Annotated in this window: 15 protein-coding genes; 9 read left to right on the top strand and 6 right to left on the bottom strand. The window is 63.7% G+C overall.

The features are described from left to right. Window positions 1–218: 218 nt before the first annotated feature. From AWB75_RS27425 to ruvB, 8 genes are all read left to right on the top strand, one after another. On the top strand, window positions 219–1,616 hold the full coding sequence (locus tag AWB75_RS27425; protein ID WP_061127176.1) for an aminopeptidase P N-terminal domain-containing protein: 1,398 nt from the start codon (window positions 219–221) through the stop codon (window positions 1,614–1,616). A gap of 2 nt (window positions 1,617–1,618) precedes the next feature. Continuing rightward, on the top strand, window positions 1,619–2,809 hold the full coding sequence (locus AWB75_RS27420) for a UbiH/UbiF/VisC/COQ6 family ubiquinone biosynthesis hydroxylase (RefSeq protein ID WP_087086891.1): 1,191 nt from the start codon (window positions 1,619–1,621) through the stop codon (window positions 2,807–2,809). A gap of 213 nt (window positions 2,810–3,022) precedes the next feature. Further along, entirely contained in the window at window positions 3,023–4,117 is a 1,095-nt protein-coding gene (dusB, locus tag AWB75_RS27415; RefSeq protein ID WP_061127175.1) for a tRNA dihydrouridine synthase DusB, read from the top strand. Further along, a complete protein-coding gene (locus tag AWB75_RS27410) occupies window positions 4,114–4,347 on the top strand; it encodes a Fis family transcriptional regulator (protein ID WP_008351548.1) in 234 nt (77 codons plus the stop codon). The genes dusB and AWB75_RS27410 overlap by 4 nt, the downstream gene beginning before the upstream one ends. 64 nt (window positions 4,348–4,411) lie before the next feature. Next, window positions 4,412–5,977, top strand: coding sequence for a bifunctional phosphoribosylaminoimidazolecarboxamide formyltransferase/IMP cyclohydrolase (gene purH, locus AWB75_RS27405; RefSeq protein WP_061127167.1), 1,566 nt, complete (start codon window positions 4,412–4,414; stop codon window positions 5,975–5,977). Between the two features lie 96 nt (window positions 5,978–6,073). Continuing rightward, window positions 6,074–6,616 carry a crossover junction endodeoxyribonuclease RuvC gene (gene ruvC, locus AWB75_RS27400; RefSeq protein WP_061127166.1) on the top strand — a complete coding sequence of 181 codons (543 nt, stop codon included), beginning with the start codon at window positions 6,074–6,076 and terminating at the stop codon, window positions 6,614–6,616. 21 nt (window positions 6,617–6,637) lie between these two features. Beyond that, entirely contained in the window at window positions 6,638–7,219 is a 582-nt protein-coding gene (ruvA, locus tag AWB75_RS27395; RefSeq protein WP_061127165.1) for a Holliday junction branch migration protein RuvA, read from the top strand. Between the two features lie 58 nt (window positions 7,220–7,277). Then, window positions 7,278–8,339 (top strand): Holliday junction branch migration DNA helicase RuvB, encoded by a 1,062-nt coding sequence (gene ruvB / locus AWB75_RS27390; RefSeq protein ID WP_061127164.1) that lies wholly within the window; start codon window positions 7,278–7,280, stop codon window positions 8,337–8,339. On the opposite strand, the gene AWB75_RS27385 is transcribed toward ruvB, so the two are convergent. From AWB75_RS27385 to tyrS, 3 genes are read right to left on the bottom strand one after another with little or no spacing between them, the layout of a single operon-like run. Beyond that, window positions 8,336–8,986, bottom strand: a complete 651-nt coding sequence (locus tag AWB75_RS27385; protein WP_061127163.1) for a histidine phosphatase family protein — start codon at window positions 8,984–8,986, stop codon at window positions 8,336–8,338. The genes ruvB and AWB75_RS27385 overlap by 4 nt on opposite strands. Then, the gene (gene dtd / locus AWB75_RS27380; protein WP_061127162.1) at window positions 8,983–9,426 is read right to left on the bottom strand and encodes a D-aminoacyl-tRNA deacylase; all 444 of its coding nucleotides are present in this window, start codon (window positions 9,424–9,426) and stop codon (window positions 8,983–8,985) included. Before dtd ends, AWB75_RS27385 begins: the two co-directional genes overlap by 4 nt. Continuing rightward, a complete protein-coding gene (gene tyrS / locus AWB75_RS27375; RefSeq protein ID WP_061127161.1) occupies window positions 9,423–10,670 on the bottom strand; it encodes a tyrosine--tRNA ligase in 1,248 nt (415 codons plus the stop codon). The genes dtd and tyrS overlap by 4 nt, the downstream gene beginning before the upstream one ends. Before the next feature lie 316 nt (window positions 10,671–10,986). Here tyrS and AWB75_RS27370 point away from each other — a divergent pair, with 316 nt between their 5' ends. Further along, a complete protein-coding gene (locus tag AWB75_RS27370; protein ID WP_087086894.1) occupies window positions 10,987–12,117 on the top strand; it encodes an anhydro-N-acetylmuramic acid kinase in 1,131 nt (376 codons plus the stop codon). A gap of 52 nt (window positions 12,118–12,169) precedes the next feature. On the opposite strand, the gene erpA is transcribed toward AWB75_RS27370, so the two are convergent. The 3 genes from erpA to rplM all read right to left on the bottom strand — a co-directional run bounded on the left by erpA (window position 12,170) and on the right by rplM (window position 13,578). Next, window positions 12,170–12,535 carry an iron-sulfur cluster insertion protein ErpA gene (gene erpA, locus AWB75_RS27365; RefSeq protein ID WP_061127160.1) on the bottom strand — a complete coding sequence of 122 codons (366 nt, stop codon included), beginning with the start codon at window positions 12,533–12,535 and terminating at the stop codon, window positions 12,170–12,172. A gap of 210 nt (window positions 12,536–12,745) precedes the next feature. Next, window positions 12,746–13,138, bottom strand: a complete 393-nt coding sequence (rpsI, locus tag AWB75_RS27360; RefSeq protein ID WP_061127159.1) for a 30S ribosomal protein S9 — start codon at window positions 13,136–13,138, stop codon at window positions 12,746–12,748. A gap of 11 nt (window positions 13,139–13,149) precedes the next feature. Continuing rightward, window positions 13,150–13,578, bottom strand: a complete 429-nt coding sequence (rplM, locus tag AWB75_RS27355) for a 50S ribosomal protein L13 (RefSeq protein WP_035961695.1) — start codon at window positions 13,576–13,578, stop codon at window positions 13,150–13,152. Window positions 13,579–13,687 lie beyond the last annotated feature (109 nt).

Genomic DNA, 13,687 nt, shown 5'->3' with positions numbered 1-13,687 from the left:
CAACTCCGGACGAACCATTCGTCCGAAGTGTTACCCATGTCCTGGAACAGGTGTTACCCATGTCTCCGGTCTATACAAGCGGCGGTGTACGTGAAACCATTCGGCCGAATGGCATAGGCAAATTGCACGAATCGCACGGAGCCTTTCGCCCGCATGCGATTCGGCCTATGCCGAACGGCCGAGTGTCGGCAACGAAGAGCCGGCGCTACAATCGGCGCATGAACTCACCGACCGAACTCGCCAGTCCCATCGCCGTCGACATCTACCGCGCGCGTCGCGAGCGCGTGCTCGCCACGCTGCATGCGCAAGGCGGCGGCGTCGCCATCGTGCCGACCGCGCCGGAAGTCATGCGCAATCGCGACACGGACTACCCCTTCCGCCACGACAGCTACTTCTACTATCTTACGGGCTTCAACGAACCCGAGGCGACGCTCGTGCTGAACGCGAGCGCCAGAGACGGCGAGCCCGCGTCGATACTCTTCTGCCGCGAGAAAAACGCGGAGCGCGAAACATGGGAAGGCTTCCGCTTCGGCCCCGAAGCCGCGCGCGACGCCTTCGGTTTCGATGCCGCCTGGCCCATCACCGCGCTCGACGTGGAAATCCCGCGCCTGATCGCCGACAAGCCCGCGCTGCATTACGCGCTCGGCACATCGGCGGAACTGGACGCGCAAGTGCGCGGCTGGCTCGCCGCCGTGCGCGCGCAGAGCCGCAGCGGCGTGCGCGCGCCCGCCCGCGCGGAGAACCTGCTGCCGATTCTCGACGAAATGCGCCTCGTCAAAGATGCGCATGAAATTGCGATCATGCGGCGCGCAGCAGCGATTTCCGCCGAAGCGCATCGCCGGGCGATGCGCGCCTGCCGCCCCGGCATGCGCGAATACGAGATCGAGGCCGAGCTGTTGTACACGTTCCGCCGTCACGGCGCGCAGGCGCCCGCGTACGGTTCGATCGTCGCAGCGGGCGCGAACGCCTGCGTCCTCCACTATCCGGCGGGCAACGCGATCGCGGGCGAAGGCGATCTGATCCTCGTCGACGCCGCGTGCGAGCTGGACGGCTACGCGTCGGACATCACGCGCACGTTTCCCGCGGGTGGCCGCTTCACGCCCGCGCAGCGCGAGCTTTACGACATCGTGCTCGCCGCGCAGGCCGCAGCGGTCGACGCGACGCGCCCCGGCGTGAACTTCGACGCGCCGCATCAGGCGGCGCTGAAAGTGCTGTCGCAAGGTTTGCTCGATACGGGCATTCTCGACAAGACCATGTACGGCAGCGTCGACGACGTCCTCGCGGAACGCGCCTACGCGCGTTTCTACATGCATCGCACAGGACACTGGATCGGCATGGACGTGCACGACGCGGGCGAGTACCGCGACGCCGATGGTCCGCTCGACGAGCAAGGCGCGCGTCCGTGGCGCACGCTCGTGCCCGGCATGGCGCTCACCGTCGAGCCGGGTCTCTACGTGCGCGCCGCCGAGGACGTGCCGGAGCGGTATTGGGATATCGGCATCCGCATCGAGGACGACGCCGTCGTCACGGAACACGGCTGCGAGCTGCTGACGCGCGAAGTGCCCGTCGCCGCCGACGAGATCGAAGCGCTGATGCGCGAAACGAACGCAAAATGACCATGAGCGACGTTCAAGGCACCGAACCGCATTTCGACTATGACATCGCCATCGTGGGCGCGGGGCCGGTCGGGCTGGCGCTTGCGGGCTGGCTCGCGCGGCGCAGCGCGACCTCACGGCTTTCCATCGCGCTCATCGACGCGCGCACACCGGAAGCCGCCGCGAACGATCCGCGCGCGCTCGCGCTTTCGCACGGCAGCCGCGTGATGCTCCAGCCGCTCGGTTTTCCCGCCGACGCCACGCCTATCCGTCGTATCCACGTATCGCAGCGCGGCCATTTCGGCCGGACGCTGATCGAGCACGACGAGCACGAGTTGCCCGAACTCGGCTACGTCGTGCGCTACGGCTCGCTGGTCGGCGCGCTCGCCGATGCCGTGCGCGCAACCGGCGTCGACTGGTTGACAGACACTTCGGCCCTCGCACCGCTGCAGGATCACGACGGCGTCACGCTGCCGCTGCAATCGGCACAGGTCGAGCGCACGATCCGCGTGAAAGCGCTGGTGAACGCGGAAGGCGGCCTCTATCAGAAGGATGCACCCTCCGATGACCGCCGCGCACGCGATTACGGCCAGACGGCCATCGTCGGGACGGTGAGCGTGTCCGATCCGCGTGCAAACGTCGCGTGGGAGCGCTTCACGAACGAAGGACCGATCGCGCTCCTGCCGTGCGGCGGCCAGCGCCACGCGGATTATTCGCTCGTCTGGTGCTGCTCGCCCGACGAAGCCGCGCGACGCACCCAACTCGACGACGACACGTTTCTCGCCGAACTCGGCGCCGCCTTCGGCACGCGCATGGGCCGCTTCACGCGCATCGCGGGACGCGCCGCTTTCCCGCTCGGGCTGACCGCGCTGGATGTGCTCGTCGACCGGCGCACGGTGGCGATCGGCAATGCCGCGCAGACGCTGCATCCGGTCGCGGGCCAGGGTCTGAACCTCGGCCTGCGCGACGCGCTCGCGCTCACCGACGCCCTTTCCGCCGACGGCCCGCGCCCGCTCGCGCTGGCGCGCTTCGCCCAACGCCGCGCGCTCGACCGCCGTCTGACGATCGGTGCGACGGATACGCTCGCGCGCATCTTCACGGTGGACTTTGCGCCGTTCGCCGCGATGCGCGGCCTCGCTCTCACGGCGCTCGAGTTCCTTCCGCCGGTCAAAAGCGCCCTCGCCCGTCAGATGATGTTCGGGCAGCGCCGCTGAGCTAGCACCGCAAAGAGGCAATCGTCTGCGCTAAAAAGAAGAACTTATCCTCTATGAACGCGCGCTCTTTCATAGAAGATTTAAAGACTTGCATGCGATTGCTCTTAATTTCAGCACGCTATTCGCGCTAAAATATACGTTTCCCCTTGAGAAATGTTGCATCCGCCGGACGCGGTTCCACTGCGTGACGACCGAGCGGATCCTTTAGCCTTCATGCCCATCATCGGTTCCCACGTCCTGCGCAATAACCTGTTCGTCGCCCCGATGGCAGGCGTCACCGACCGCCCGTTCCGGCAGCTCTGCAAGCGCATGGGCGCGGGCTACGCGGTGTCGGAGATGGTCGCGTCGAACGCGCAACTGTGGAAAAGCGAGAAGACCATGCGCCGCGCGAATCACGCGGGCGAGGTCGAGCCGATCTCGGTGCAGATCGCCGGCGCCGATCCGCAGATGCTCGCGGAAGCCGCGCGTCACAATGTGGCGAACGGCGCGCAGATCATCGATATCAACATGGGCTGCCCGGCCAAGAAGGTGTGCAACGTCGCGGCGGGGTCCGCGCTTCTGCAGAACGAACCGCTCGTCGCGCAGATCGTCGCGGCCGTGGTGCAGGCGGTGGGCGTCGGGCCGGATGCCGTGCCCGTCACGCTCAAAATCCGCACAGGGTGGAATCGCGAGAACAAGAACGCGCTCGCCATCGCGAAGATCGCGGAGGACGCGGGCATTGCCATGCTCACCGTCCACGGCCGCACGCGCGCCGATCTCTACAAGGGCGACGCGGAGTACGAAACCATCGCGGCCGTGAAGGCATCGGTGAAGATTCCGGTCGTCGCGAACGGCGACATTACAACGCCCGAAAAAGCGCGTGACGTGCTCGCCGCCACGAACGCCGACGCCATCATGATCGGCCGCGCGGCGCAGGGCCGTCCGTGGCTGTTCCGCGAGATCGAACATTTTCTGCAAACGGGCGAGCGCCTGCCGCCGCCGCGCATCGACGAGATCCAGCAGGTGATGAACGAGCACCTCGAAGATCACTACGCCTTTTACGGGGAATTCACGGGCGTCCGGACTGCGCGCAAGCACATCGGCTGGTACACTCGCGGCCTTTCCGGCGCCAACACCTTCCGGCACCGGATGAATACGCTGGACACGACCAAAGAACAATTGCTCGCCGTCAACGAATTCTTTGACGCACAAAAGGCGTTGTCGGACCGTCTCGTCTATGTGGACGAATGCGGTGACGCCGAAGATGCGGACGGGGAAGGATCGTGTGGCGGGAACAACAACACGACAGACCGACTGATTGCCGCATGAGCAGACATAACATCGAACAATGCGTCCGCCAGAGCCTCGACAACTACTTTCAGGATCTGGACGGCTCCAACCCGCACGACGTGTACGACATGGTGATCTCGTGTGTGGAAAAACCGATGCTCGAAGTGGTGCTCGAGCAGGCGGGCGGAAATCAATCGCTCGCGGCCGAGTATCTCGGCATCAACCGCAACACCTTGCGCAAGAAGCTTCAACAGCACGGATTGATTTGATTCATCGGACTGAGGCGCGCGCCTTGGTCCGGCCTGGGTTCCCTTTTCGGTTTCAGTGTTCATCATGATCAAGCAAGCGCTCCTCTCCGTTTCCGACAAATCCGGCATCGTCGATTTCGCCAAATCGCTGTCGGCGCTCGGCGTCAAGCTCCTTTCGACCGGCGGCACGGCGAAACTGCTCGCCGATGCAGGCCTGCCCGTGACCGAGGTCGCCGACTACACCGGCTTCCCGGAAATGCTCGACGGGCGCGTGAAGACACTGCATCCGAAAGTTCACGGCGGCATTCTCGCGCGCCGCGACTCGCCCGAGCACGTGGCCGCGCTCGAAGAGCACGACATTCCGACCATCGACCTGCTGGTCGTGAATCTGTATCCGTTCGTGCAGACGGTCGCGAAGGAAGAGAGCACGCTGGAAGACGCGATCGAGAATATCGATATCGGCGGCCCGACCATGCTGCGCTCGGCGGCGAAGAATCATCGCGACGTGACGGTAATCGTCGATCCGGCTGATTACTCGACGGTGCTCGACGAGATGCGCGCGAACAGCAACAGCGTCGGCTACCAGACGAAGTTCCGTCTCGCGACCAAGGTGTTCGCGCACACCGCGCAATACGACGGCGCGATCACGAACTATCTGACGAGCCTGACCGAAGCGCTCCAGCATTCGGATCGCAACACGTATCCGGCCACGTTCAATCTGGCGTTCGAGAAGGTGCAGGATCTGCGCTACGGCGAGAATCCGCATCAGAGCGCGGCGTTCTACCGCGACCTGTCCGTGCCCGCCGGCGCGCTCGCGAACTACGAGCAGTTGCAGGGCAAGGAACTGTCGTACAACAACATCGCCGATTCGGACGCCGCGTGGGAATGCGTGAAAACGTTCGACGCGCCCGCGTGCGTCATCATCAAGCACGCGAATCCGTGCGGCGTGGCGCTCGGCGCGAACGCGCTCGAAGCGTACTCGAAGGCGTTCCAGACCGATCCGACCTCCGCGTTCGGCGGCATCATCGCGTTCAATCGTGAAGTCGACGAAGCCGCGGCGCAGGCGGTGGCGAAGCAGTTCGTCGAAGTGCTGATCGCGCCTTCGTTCAGCGAGGCGGCGCGCGCCGTGTTTGCCGCGAAGCAGAACGTGCGCCTGTTGCAGATCGCGCTCGGCGGCGGTCACAACGCGTTCGATCTGAAGCGCGTCGGCGGCGGTCTGCTCGTGCAATCGCTCGATGCGAAGAACGTGCAGCCGCACGAACTGCGCGTCGTGACGAAGCGCCATCCGACGCCGAAGGAAATGGACGATCTGATGTTCGCGTGGCGCGTCGCGAAGTACGTGAAGTCGAACGCCATCGTGTTCTGCGCGAACGGCATGACGATGGGCGTCGGTGCCGGCCAGATGAGCCGCGTGGACTCGGCGCGCATCGCGGGCATCAAGGCGCAGAACGCCGGTTTGACGCTGAACGGCTCGGCAGTGGCGTCGGATGCGTTCTTCCCGTTCCGCGATGGCCTCGACGTCGTCGTGAACGCGGGCGCGACCTGCGTGATCCAGCCGGGCGGCTCGATGCGCGACGACGAAGTGATCGCCGCCGCCGACGAGCACAATGTCGCGATGATCGTCACGGGCACGCGTCACTTCCGTCATTAATTCAGGTATTTCCAGATAACATGGGCCTGTTTGCGCCGCGCACGGCGCAAACAGGCCTTATGTTTTGAACCAGCGCAAAGCGCAAAACGCGAACGAATGAGAATCCTCGGCATCGATCCTGGCCTGCGCGTGACTGGCTTCGGCATCATCGAGAAGCATGGGCATACGCTCAACTACGTGACGAGCGGCGTCATCAAGACGGCCGACGCGGATCTGCCTTCGCGCCTCAACACGATTTTCAGCGGCATTTCCACGCTCATCGCGCAGCACAACCCGGATCAGGCCGCGATCGAAAAGGTCTTCGTCAACGTCAATCCGCAATCGACGCTCCTGCTCGGGCAGGCGCGCGGCGCCGCGATCTGCGGGCTCGTCGCGAGCGGCGTGCCGGTGGCGGAATACACCGCGCTGCAACTGAAGCAGGCCGTCGTCGGCTATGGACGCGCGACCAAGGAGCAGATGCAGCAGATGGTCGTGCGGCTATTGAATCTCTCCGGCGTGCCGAGCACCGACGCCGCCGACGCGCTCGGCATGGCCATCTGTCACGCGCACGGCGGCACGGGTCTCGCGGCGCTCGGCGGCATCGCGCCATCGCTTGCCAAGAAAGGCTTGCGCGTGCGGCGCGGGCGTCTCATCGGTTAACACTCCTCTCAAGCTCGAACTATGATCGGTCGCATCGCCGGCGTTCTGCTGGAAAAAAATCCGCCGCATCTGCTCGTCGACTGCAACGGCGTCGGCTACGAAATCGACGTGCCGATGAGCACGTTCTACAACCTGCCGAATACCGGCGAGAAGGTCGTGCTGCTCACGCAGCTGATCGTGCGCGAAGACGCGCATCTGCTGTACGGTTTTCTCACCGCGCAGGAACGCGCGACGTTCCGCGAGTTGCTGAAGATCAGTGGCATCGGCGCGCGGATGGCGTTGGCCGTGCTCTCGGGCATGAGCGTGCACGAACTCTCGCAGACCGTCACGACGCAGGACGCCGCGCGCCTCACGCGCGTGCCGGGCATCGGCAAGAAGACGGCCGAGCGATTACTGCTCGAACTGAAGGGCAAACTCGGCGCGGATCTCGGCGCGATCGCGGCGACGGTTTCGCAGTCCGATCACGCGTCCGACATCCTCAACGCGCTGCTCGCGCTCGGTTATTCGGAGAAGGAAGCGCTCGCCGCGGTCAAGAATGTGCCGGCGGGAACGGGCGTTTCGGAAGGCATCAAGATGGCTTTGAAGGCGCTTTCAAAAGCGTGATTTGGCCTAGGCCATTCGGCCAGATTCGCGGCTGAAAAGCTCGCTGTACAATCGAAAAATGATCGAAACCGACAAACTCGCCGCCGAACGCGTCATCTCGGCCACGCCCGTCTCGCGGAACGAGGAAGCTTTCGAACGGGCGCTGCGCCCGCACAAGCTCGACGAATACATCGGGCAGGAAAAGGCGCGCGGCCAACTCGAAATCTTCATCGAGGCGGCCAAGCGCCGTTCTGAAGCGCTCGATCACGTGCTGTTGTTCGGGCCGCCCGGTCTCGGCAAGACCACGCTCGCGCATATCATCGCGCGGGAAATGGGCGTGAATCTGCGGCAGACGTCGGGGCCGGTGCTGGAACGCGCGGGCGACCTCGCCGCGCTGCTCACGAATCTCGAAGCCAACGACGTGTTGTTCATCGACGAGATTCACCGGCTTTCACCGGTCGTCGAGGAAATCCTGTATCCGGCGCTGGAGGATTATCAGATCGACATCATGATCGGCGAAGGACCGGCCGCGCGCAGCGTGAAGCTCGATCTTCAGCCGTTCACGCTCGTCGGTGCGACCACGCGCGCAGGCATGTTGACGAATCCGCTGCGCGACCGCTTCGGCATCGTGTCGCGGCTGGAGTTCTATAACGCGAGCGAGCTGGCGCGCATCGTGGCGCGCTCGGCGTCGCTGCTGAAGGCGGAGATCGTGCCCGAAGGCGCGCTGGAAATCGCGAAGCGCTCGCGCGGCACGCCGCGTATTGCGAACCGCTTGCTGCGTCGCGTGCGCGATTACGCCGAAGTGAAAGCGGACGGCATGATCACCGCCGATGTCGCCGATAAAGCATTGAAGATGCTCGACGTCGATCCCGTCGGCTTCGATCTGATGGACCGCAAGCTGCTCGAAGCGATCCTGCACAAGTTCGATGGCGGGCCCGTCGGCGTGGACAATCTCGCCGCGGCCATCGGCGAAGAGCGCGATACGATCGAAGACGTGCTGGAGCCTTATCTGATCCAGCAGGGCTTTCTGCAGCGCACGCCGCGCGGGCGTGTCGCAACGATGCTCACGTACCGGCACTTCGGCCTTGCCGCGCCGGACGCGGGGCCAATTCGCGATCTCTGGGACGTGAATAACGGCTAGGCGCGCTTGCGGAGGCTGTCGTCGTCGGTGTCGGTCGAAAGATGCGCGATATCGCCCCACGTCACGACCGTCGCGCCGCCATCGGCGTAATCGACCACATTGACGCTGCAATTGAGCAGCGGCCAGTTGCGCGGCTCGTGCAGCGATAGCTTCATCGCGAACCGATAGATGCAATCGAGCACGCCGCCATGCGCGACCACCGCGATGCGTCCGTCCGGATGCGCTGCGACGATCGGCTCCATCGCATGCACGATGCGGTGATAGAACACGCGCTGCGATTCGCCGTCGCCGGGCGGCGCGAAACCGGGATCGCGCGTCTGCCATTCGATGTATTCGGCGGGAAACTTGTCGTTGATCTCGTCGCTGTCGTGGCCCTGGAACGCGCCGTAGAAGCGCTCGCGCAAGCGCTCCGACAAACGCAAGCCGAGCCCGAGCGCGTCCGCGAAAGGACGCGCCGTCTGCTGCGCGCGTTGCAGATCGCTGGAATACACCGCATCGATCCGGCCATCGCGCGCAAGCCGCTCCCCGAGCTGTTCCGCTTGCAGCAAGCCGTGCGCGGACAACGGAATGTCGATATGCCCCTGAATGCGCTTGATGGCGTTCCAACTGGTTTCGCCGTGGCGGATGAAGAGAACCTGAGTCGTCATGGTCTTACCTGAAGCCAGAAAGTCACCGGCCCGTCGTTGACGAGCGATACCTGCATCTCCGCACCGAACTCCCCCGTCTCGACAATCGGATGCTTGTCCCGCGCCTGCCCGACGAAATATTCGAAGAGCCGTTTGCCTTCGTCCGGCGGCGCGGCGGGCGTGAAGCTCGGGCGCAGGCCGCTGTTCGTATCGGCGGCGAGCGTGAATTGCGATACGAGCAGCAAGCCGCCGTCGACGCTTTGCACAGAGAGATTCATCTTGCCCGCTGTATCGCTGAACACGCGATAGCCGAGCATCTTGGCGAGGAGTTTGTCAGCGGCGGCTTCGTTGTCGCCGCGTTCGGCGCAGACGAGCGCGAGCAGTCCCGCGTCGATCGCCCCGGTGACGCGCTCGCCCACGCGCACATCGGCGCGCTTTACGCGTTGAATCAGCGCGATCATGCCGTCAACGTAACGCGTGCGAAGCGGCGCTTGCCCACCTGCACGACGAACTCGCCCGCTTCGACTTTCAGCGCCTTGTCGGAAACGGTCGCGCCGTCGATCTTCACGCCGCCCTGCTCGATATTGCGCAGCGCTTCGCTGGTCGACGGCACGAGGCCCGCCTGCTTCAGCAACTGGCCGATCGCGACCGGCGCGCCCGCGAGCGTCACCGACGGAATGTCGTCCGGCACACCGCCCTTCGCACGATGGTTGAAGTCGTCGAGCGCGCGCCCGGCGTCGGCGGACGAATGGAAGCGCGCGACGATTTCCTGCGCGAGCATCACCTTGAAGTCGCGCGGATTGCGTCCGCCTTCGGCTTCGCGCTTGTAGCCTTCGATCTCGCTCATCGGCCGGAACGACAGCAGTTCGAAATAACGCCACATGAGCACGTCGGAGATGCTCATCAACTTGCCGAACATCTCGGTCGGCTTCTCGCTGATGCCGACGTAGTTGTTCTTCGACTTCGACATCTTCTCGACGCCATCGAGACCTTCGAGCAGCGGCATCGTCAGGATGCACTGCTGTTCCTGACCGTATTGCTTCTGCAGTTCGCGGCCCACGAGCAGGTTGAATTTCTGATCCGTGCCGCCGAGTTCGAGATCCGAATTCAGCGCGACGGAGTCATAGCCCTGCATGAGCGGATAGAGGAATTCGTGGATCGAGATCGGCACGCCGCCCTGAAAGCGCTTGGTGAAATCCTCGCGCTCGAGAATTCGCGCGACCGTGTAGCGCGATGCGAGCTTGATCATGCCGTCGGCGCCGAGCGGCATCGACCATTCGCTGTTGTAGCGGATTTCGGTTTTCTCGCGGTCGAGCACGAGCGACGCCTGCTCGAAGTACGTCTTCGCGTTCATTTCGATCTGCTCGCGCGTGAGCGGCGGGCGCGTCGCGTTGCGGCCGGACGGATCGCCGATCAGCGACGTGAAATCGCCGATCAAAAAAATGACGTGATGGCCGAGATCCTGCAACTGGCGCATCTTGTTCAGCACGACCGTATGGCCGATGTGGATATCGGGCGCGGTCGGATCGAGACCGAGCTTGATGCGCAGCGGCTTGCCCGTCGCGGCGCTTCTCGCGAGCTTCTGCGCGAATTCGTCCTCGATCAGCAGCTCGTCGCAGCCACGTTTGGCGATGGCGAGCGCGCTCTTCACGTCGTCGGTGATCGGAAAGCTCTGCGCGGCGGAAGCGTTGGAATCAGTGGTCATGCTTGCGGCTTGTGAAGTCAAAAGGGTTCGATGACTGGCGATGTGGCGGCGGGCGCCGTGCCGGAAGGAAGGCCGCTCGGTCGAGCGGCGCGCGCGGAAAATGTCGATATCGCGCGCAATTGCTTGTTCAGGCTGAGGATTTTACGCGATGACGCGGCCATTCGCGCCGTTTCATGTGCTGGCGAACTGTTTCCATCCAGATCAACGTCAGACGCATCTTAACGATTCGGTCCGTAACGCGGATAATCGCCGATTGAACGAGAACCGGCGGCGCGGCATCGAAGAGGAGAGCAACGTGGGAAAGAAAACCGAAGCAATCGAAACCGGCAAGTCGGATGGCGTGTACTTCGGTTTGATGTCCGGCACCAGCATGGACGGCGTCGATGGCGTCGCGGTGCAGTTCGCGACGGGCAAAGCGCCCGTCGTGCTCGGCGAGGCGCATGTGTCCTTTTCGAAAGGCTTGCGCGACGCGCTCTTCGAACTGCAAACGCCCGGCGACAACGAGCTCGAACGCGAAGCCCTCGCCGCCAATGCGCTGGCGACGCGCTACGCCGTCTGCTGTCACGAATTGCAGAGCATGAGCGGTTATTCGGCGTCCAAGGTGCGGGCGATCGGCGTGCATGGACAAACCGTGCGGCATCGGCCGGAAAAGGGTTACACGCGGCAGATCAACAATCCCGCGCTGCTCGCGGAAATGACCAGCATCGACGTGGTCGCCGACTTCCGCAGCCGAGACGTCGCCGCGGGCGGCCAGGGCGCGCCGCTCGTGCCGGCGTTTCACGCGACCGTGTTCGGCGCAGCGAACGAAACGCGCGTCGTGTGCAATCTGGGCGGCATCAGCAACATCACGATTCTCGCGGCGAACGGCGAAGTGCGCGGCTTCGATTGCGGCCCGGCGAATGCGCTCATCGACGAATGGGCGTTCCGTCACACGCAGCGCGCGTATGACGATGGCGGACAGTTCGCGGCGCAAGGCCGGATCAGCCAGACGCTTTTGAACGCGTTGCTCGACGAACCGTTTTTCGACCTCGCGCCGCCGAAGAGCACGGGCCGCGATCTGTTCAATCCGGCGTGGATGGATGCGAAGCTCGCGGCCTTCGCAAGCCTCGCTCCCGCCGACGTTCAGGCGACGCTCACCGCGCTCACCGCGACGACCGTTGCCCGCGAGATCGCGCGCCATGCACCCGACACGCGCGCCGTGTACGTGTGCGGCGGCGGCGCGCGCAATCCGGTGCTGATGCAGATGCTTCAACAGGCGCTGGCAGACAACTCGATGGCGAGCGTGCCCGTCATGACGACCGAAGCGCTCGGCGTGCCGCCGCAGCAAGTCGAAGCGTTCGCCTTCGCATGGCTCGCGATGCGCTGTGTCGCGCGCGAGCCGGGCAACCTGCCCGCGGTCACGGGCGCGGCGGGCGAACGCGTGCTCGGCGCGGTGTACCCGCGTTAACGAAAAAACGGAGCCACCGAGGCTCCGTTTTTCTTCAGCGCCAGAAACGCGCTTAAACCGAGAACGACGAACCGCAACCGCAGGTGGTCGTGGCGTTCGGGTTCTTGATGACGAACTGGGCGCCGTTGAGGTCGTCCTTATAGTCGATCTCCGCGCCGACGAGATACTGATAGCTCATCGAGTCGACGAGCAACTGCACACCCGCCTTGTCCAGCACGGTGTCGTCTTCGTTGACTTCCTCGTCGAACGTGAAACCGTACTGGAACCCCGAGCATCCGCCGCCTTGCACGAACACGCGCAGCTTCAGATCCGGATTGCCTTCTTCGTCGATCAATTGCTTGACTTTGTCCGCAGCCGCGTCGGTGAAGACGAACGGCATCGGCATTTCGGTCGTGGGGGTGTCGCTGACAGCGCTCATTCGAATTCTCCAATTAAGCTTCTAACCGCTATTGTAGAGCTGATCTCAATATCGTGCCGAATGTCCATGAAATCAATGGGCTATATGCAAATTCGACATCGATCAGCCTGCGCGCGCCAAAACAGAAAAGCCGCCGGCACCTGAGTGCGGGCGGCTTTGCGGCAGTTTCGCATCCGGGCCGGCGGACCAGCCCGAGCGAAGCCGAAGCGCTTAACGCTTCGAGAACTGCTTCCTGCGGCGTGCCTTGTGGAAACCGACCTTCTTACGTTCCACTTCACGCGCGTCACGCGTGACGAAGCCAGCGTTCGACAGTTGCGACTTCAGCGTTGCGTCGTAGTCCATCAGCGCGCGGGTGATGCCGTGGCGAACCGCGCCTGCCTGACCCGTTTCACCGCCGCCGTTCACGTTGACCTTGATGTCGAACGTGGTGGCGTGGTTCGTGAGTTCGAGCGGCTGGCGCACGATCATCAGCGACGTTTCACGCGAGAAGTAGTCGGCGATGGGCTTGCCATTGACGACGATCTCGCCCTTGCCCGACTTGATGAAGACGCGAGCGACGGCGCTCTTGCGGCGGCCCGTACCGTAGTTCCAGTTACCGATCATTTGGGCTCCCCTTAGATCTCGAGCGCTTTAGGCTGTTGAGCCGTATGCGGATGCGTGGCTTCAGCGTAGACCTTGAGCTTCTTGATCATTGCGTAGCCGAGAGGACCCTTCGGAAGCATGCCCTTGACAGCCTTCTCGAGCGCACGGCCCGGGAAGCGCTCTTGCATCTTGCCGAACGTCGTTTCGTAGATGCCGCCCGGGTAGCCCGAGTGACGATAGTACTTCTTGTCCGTGGTCTTGTTGCCCGTGACCTTCAGCTTGCCGGCGTTGATGATGATGATGAAATCACCAGTGTCGACGTGCGGAGTAAATTCAGGCTTGTGCTTGCCGCGAAGACGGCGTGCCACTTCGCTGGCGACACGGCCGAGAACCTTATCCGTCGCGTCAATCACGTACCATTCGCGCGTCACCTCTTCGGCTTTTGCGGAAAACGTCTTCATGATCGATCCAAAAAATTGAATTGCCCTTGAACTGATTTCGACTCTGCGCTGTTCGGCCCTGCTTATATGAGTGCGCTCAGATCCGGAAATCCGGCGCGTGCAGGCTCTC

Source organism: Caballeronia catudaia (assembly GCF_001544755.2).
GTDB classification, from domain to species: Bacteria; Pseudomonadota; Gammaproteobacteria; order Burkholderiales; family Burkholderiaceae; genus Caballeronia; species Caballeronia catudaia.
Note: the sequence above shows the minus strand (reverse complement) of the source record. Positions and strands in the feature narration are given on the sequence as shown.

What these genes read in the sequence shown, in the direction of transcription:
- AWB75_RS27425 (WP_061127176.1), top strand. Translation starts at nt 219, where the DNA reads ATGAACTCACCGACCGAACTCGCCAGTCCCATCGCCGTCGACATCTAC.
- AWB75_RS27420 (WP_087086891.1), top strand. Translation starts at nt 1,619, where the DNA reads ATGAGCGACGTTCAAGGCACCGAACCGCATTTCGACTATGACATCGCC.
- dusB (WP_061127175.1), top strand. Translation starts at nt 3,023, where the DNA reads ATGCCCATCATCGGTTCCCACGTCCTGCGCAATAACCTGTTCGTCGCC.
- AWB75_RS27410 (WP_008351548.1), top strand. Translation starts at nt 4,114, where the DNA reads ATGAGCAGACATAACATCGAACAATGCGTCCGCCAGAGCCTCGACAAC.
- purH (WP_061127167.1), top strand. Translation starts at nt 4,412, where the DNA reads ATGATCAAGCAAGCGCTCCTCTCCGTTTCCGACAAATCCGGCATCGTC.
- ruvC (WP_061127166.1), top strand. Translation starts at nt 6,074, where the DNA reads ATGAGAATCCTCGGCATCGATCCTGGCCTGCGCGTGACTGGCTTCGGC.
- ruvA (WP_061127165.1), top strand. Translation starts at nt 6,638, where the DNA reads ATGATCGGTCGCATCGCCGGCGTTCTGCTGGAAAAAAATCCGCCGCAT.
- ruvB (WP_061127164.1), top strand. Translation starts at nt 7,278, where the DNA reads ATGATCGAAACCGACAAACTCGCCGCCGAACGCGTCATCTCGGCCACG.
- AWB75_RS27385 (WP_061127163.1), bottom strand. Translation starts at nt 8,986, where the DNA reads ATGACGACTCAGGTTCTCTTCATCCGCCACGGCGAAACCAGTTGGAAC.
- dtd (WP_061127162.1), bottom strand. Translation starts at nt 9,426, where the DNA reads ATGATCGCGCTGATTCAACGCGTAAAGCGCGCCGATGTGCGCGTGGGC.
- tyrS (WP_061127161.1), bottom strand. Translation starts at nt 10,670, where the DNA reads ATGACCACTGATTCCAACGCTTCCGCCGCGCAGAGCTTTCCGATCACC.
- erpA (WP_061127160.1), bottom strand. Translation starts at nt 12,535, where the DNA reads ATGAGCGCTGTCAGCGACACCCCCACGACCGAAATGCCGATGCCGTTC.
- rpsI (WP_061127159.1), bottom strand. Translation starts at nt 13,138, where the DNA reads ATGATCGGTAACTGGAACTACGGTACGGGCCGCCGCAAGAGCGCCGTC.
- rplM (WP_035961695.1), bottom strand. Translation starts at nt 13,578, where the DNA reads ATGAAGACGTTTTCCGCAAAAGCCGAAGAGGTGACGCGCGAATGGTAC.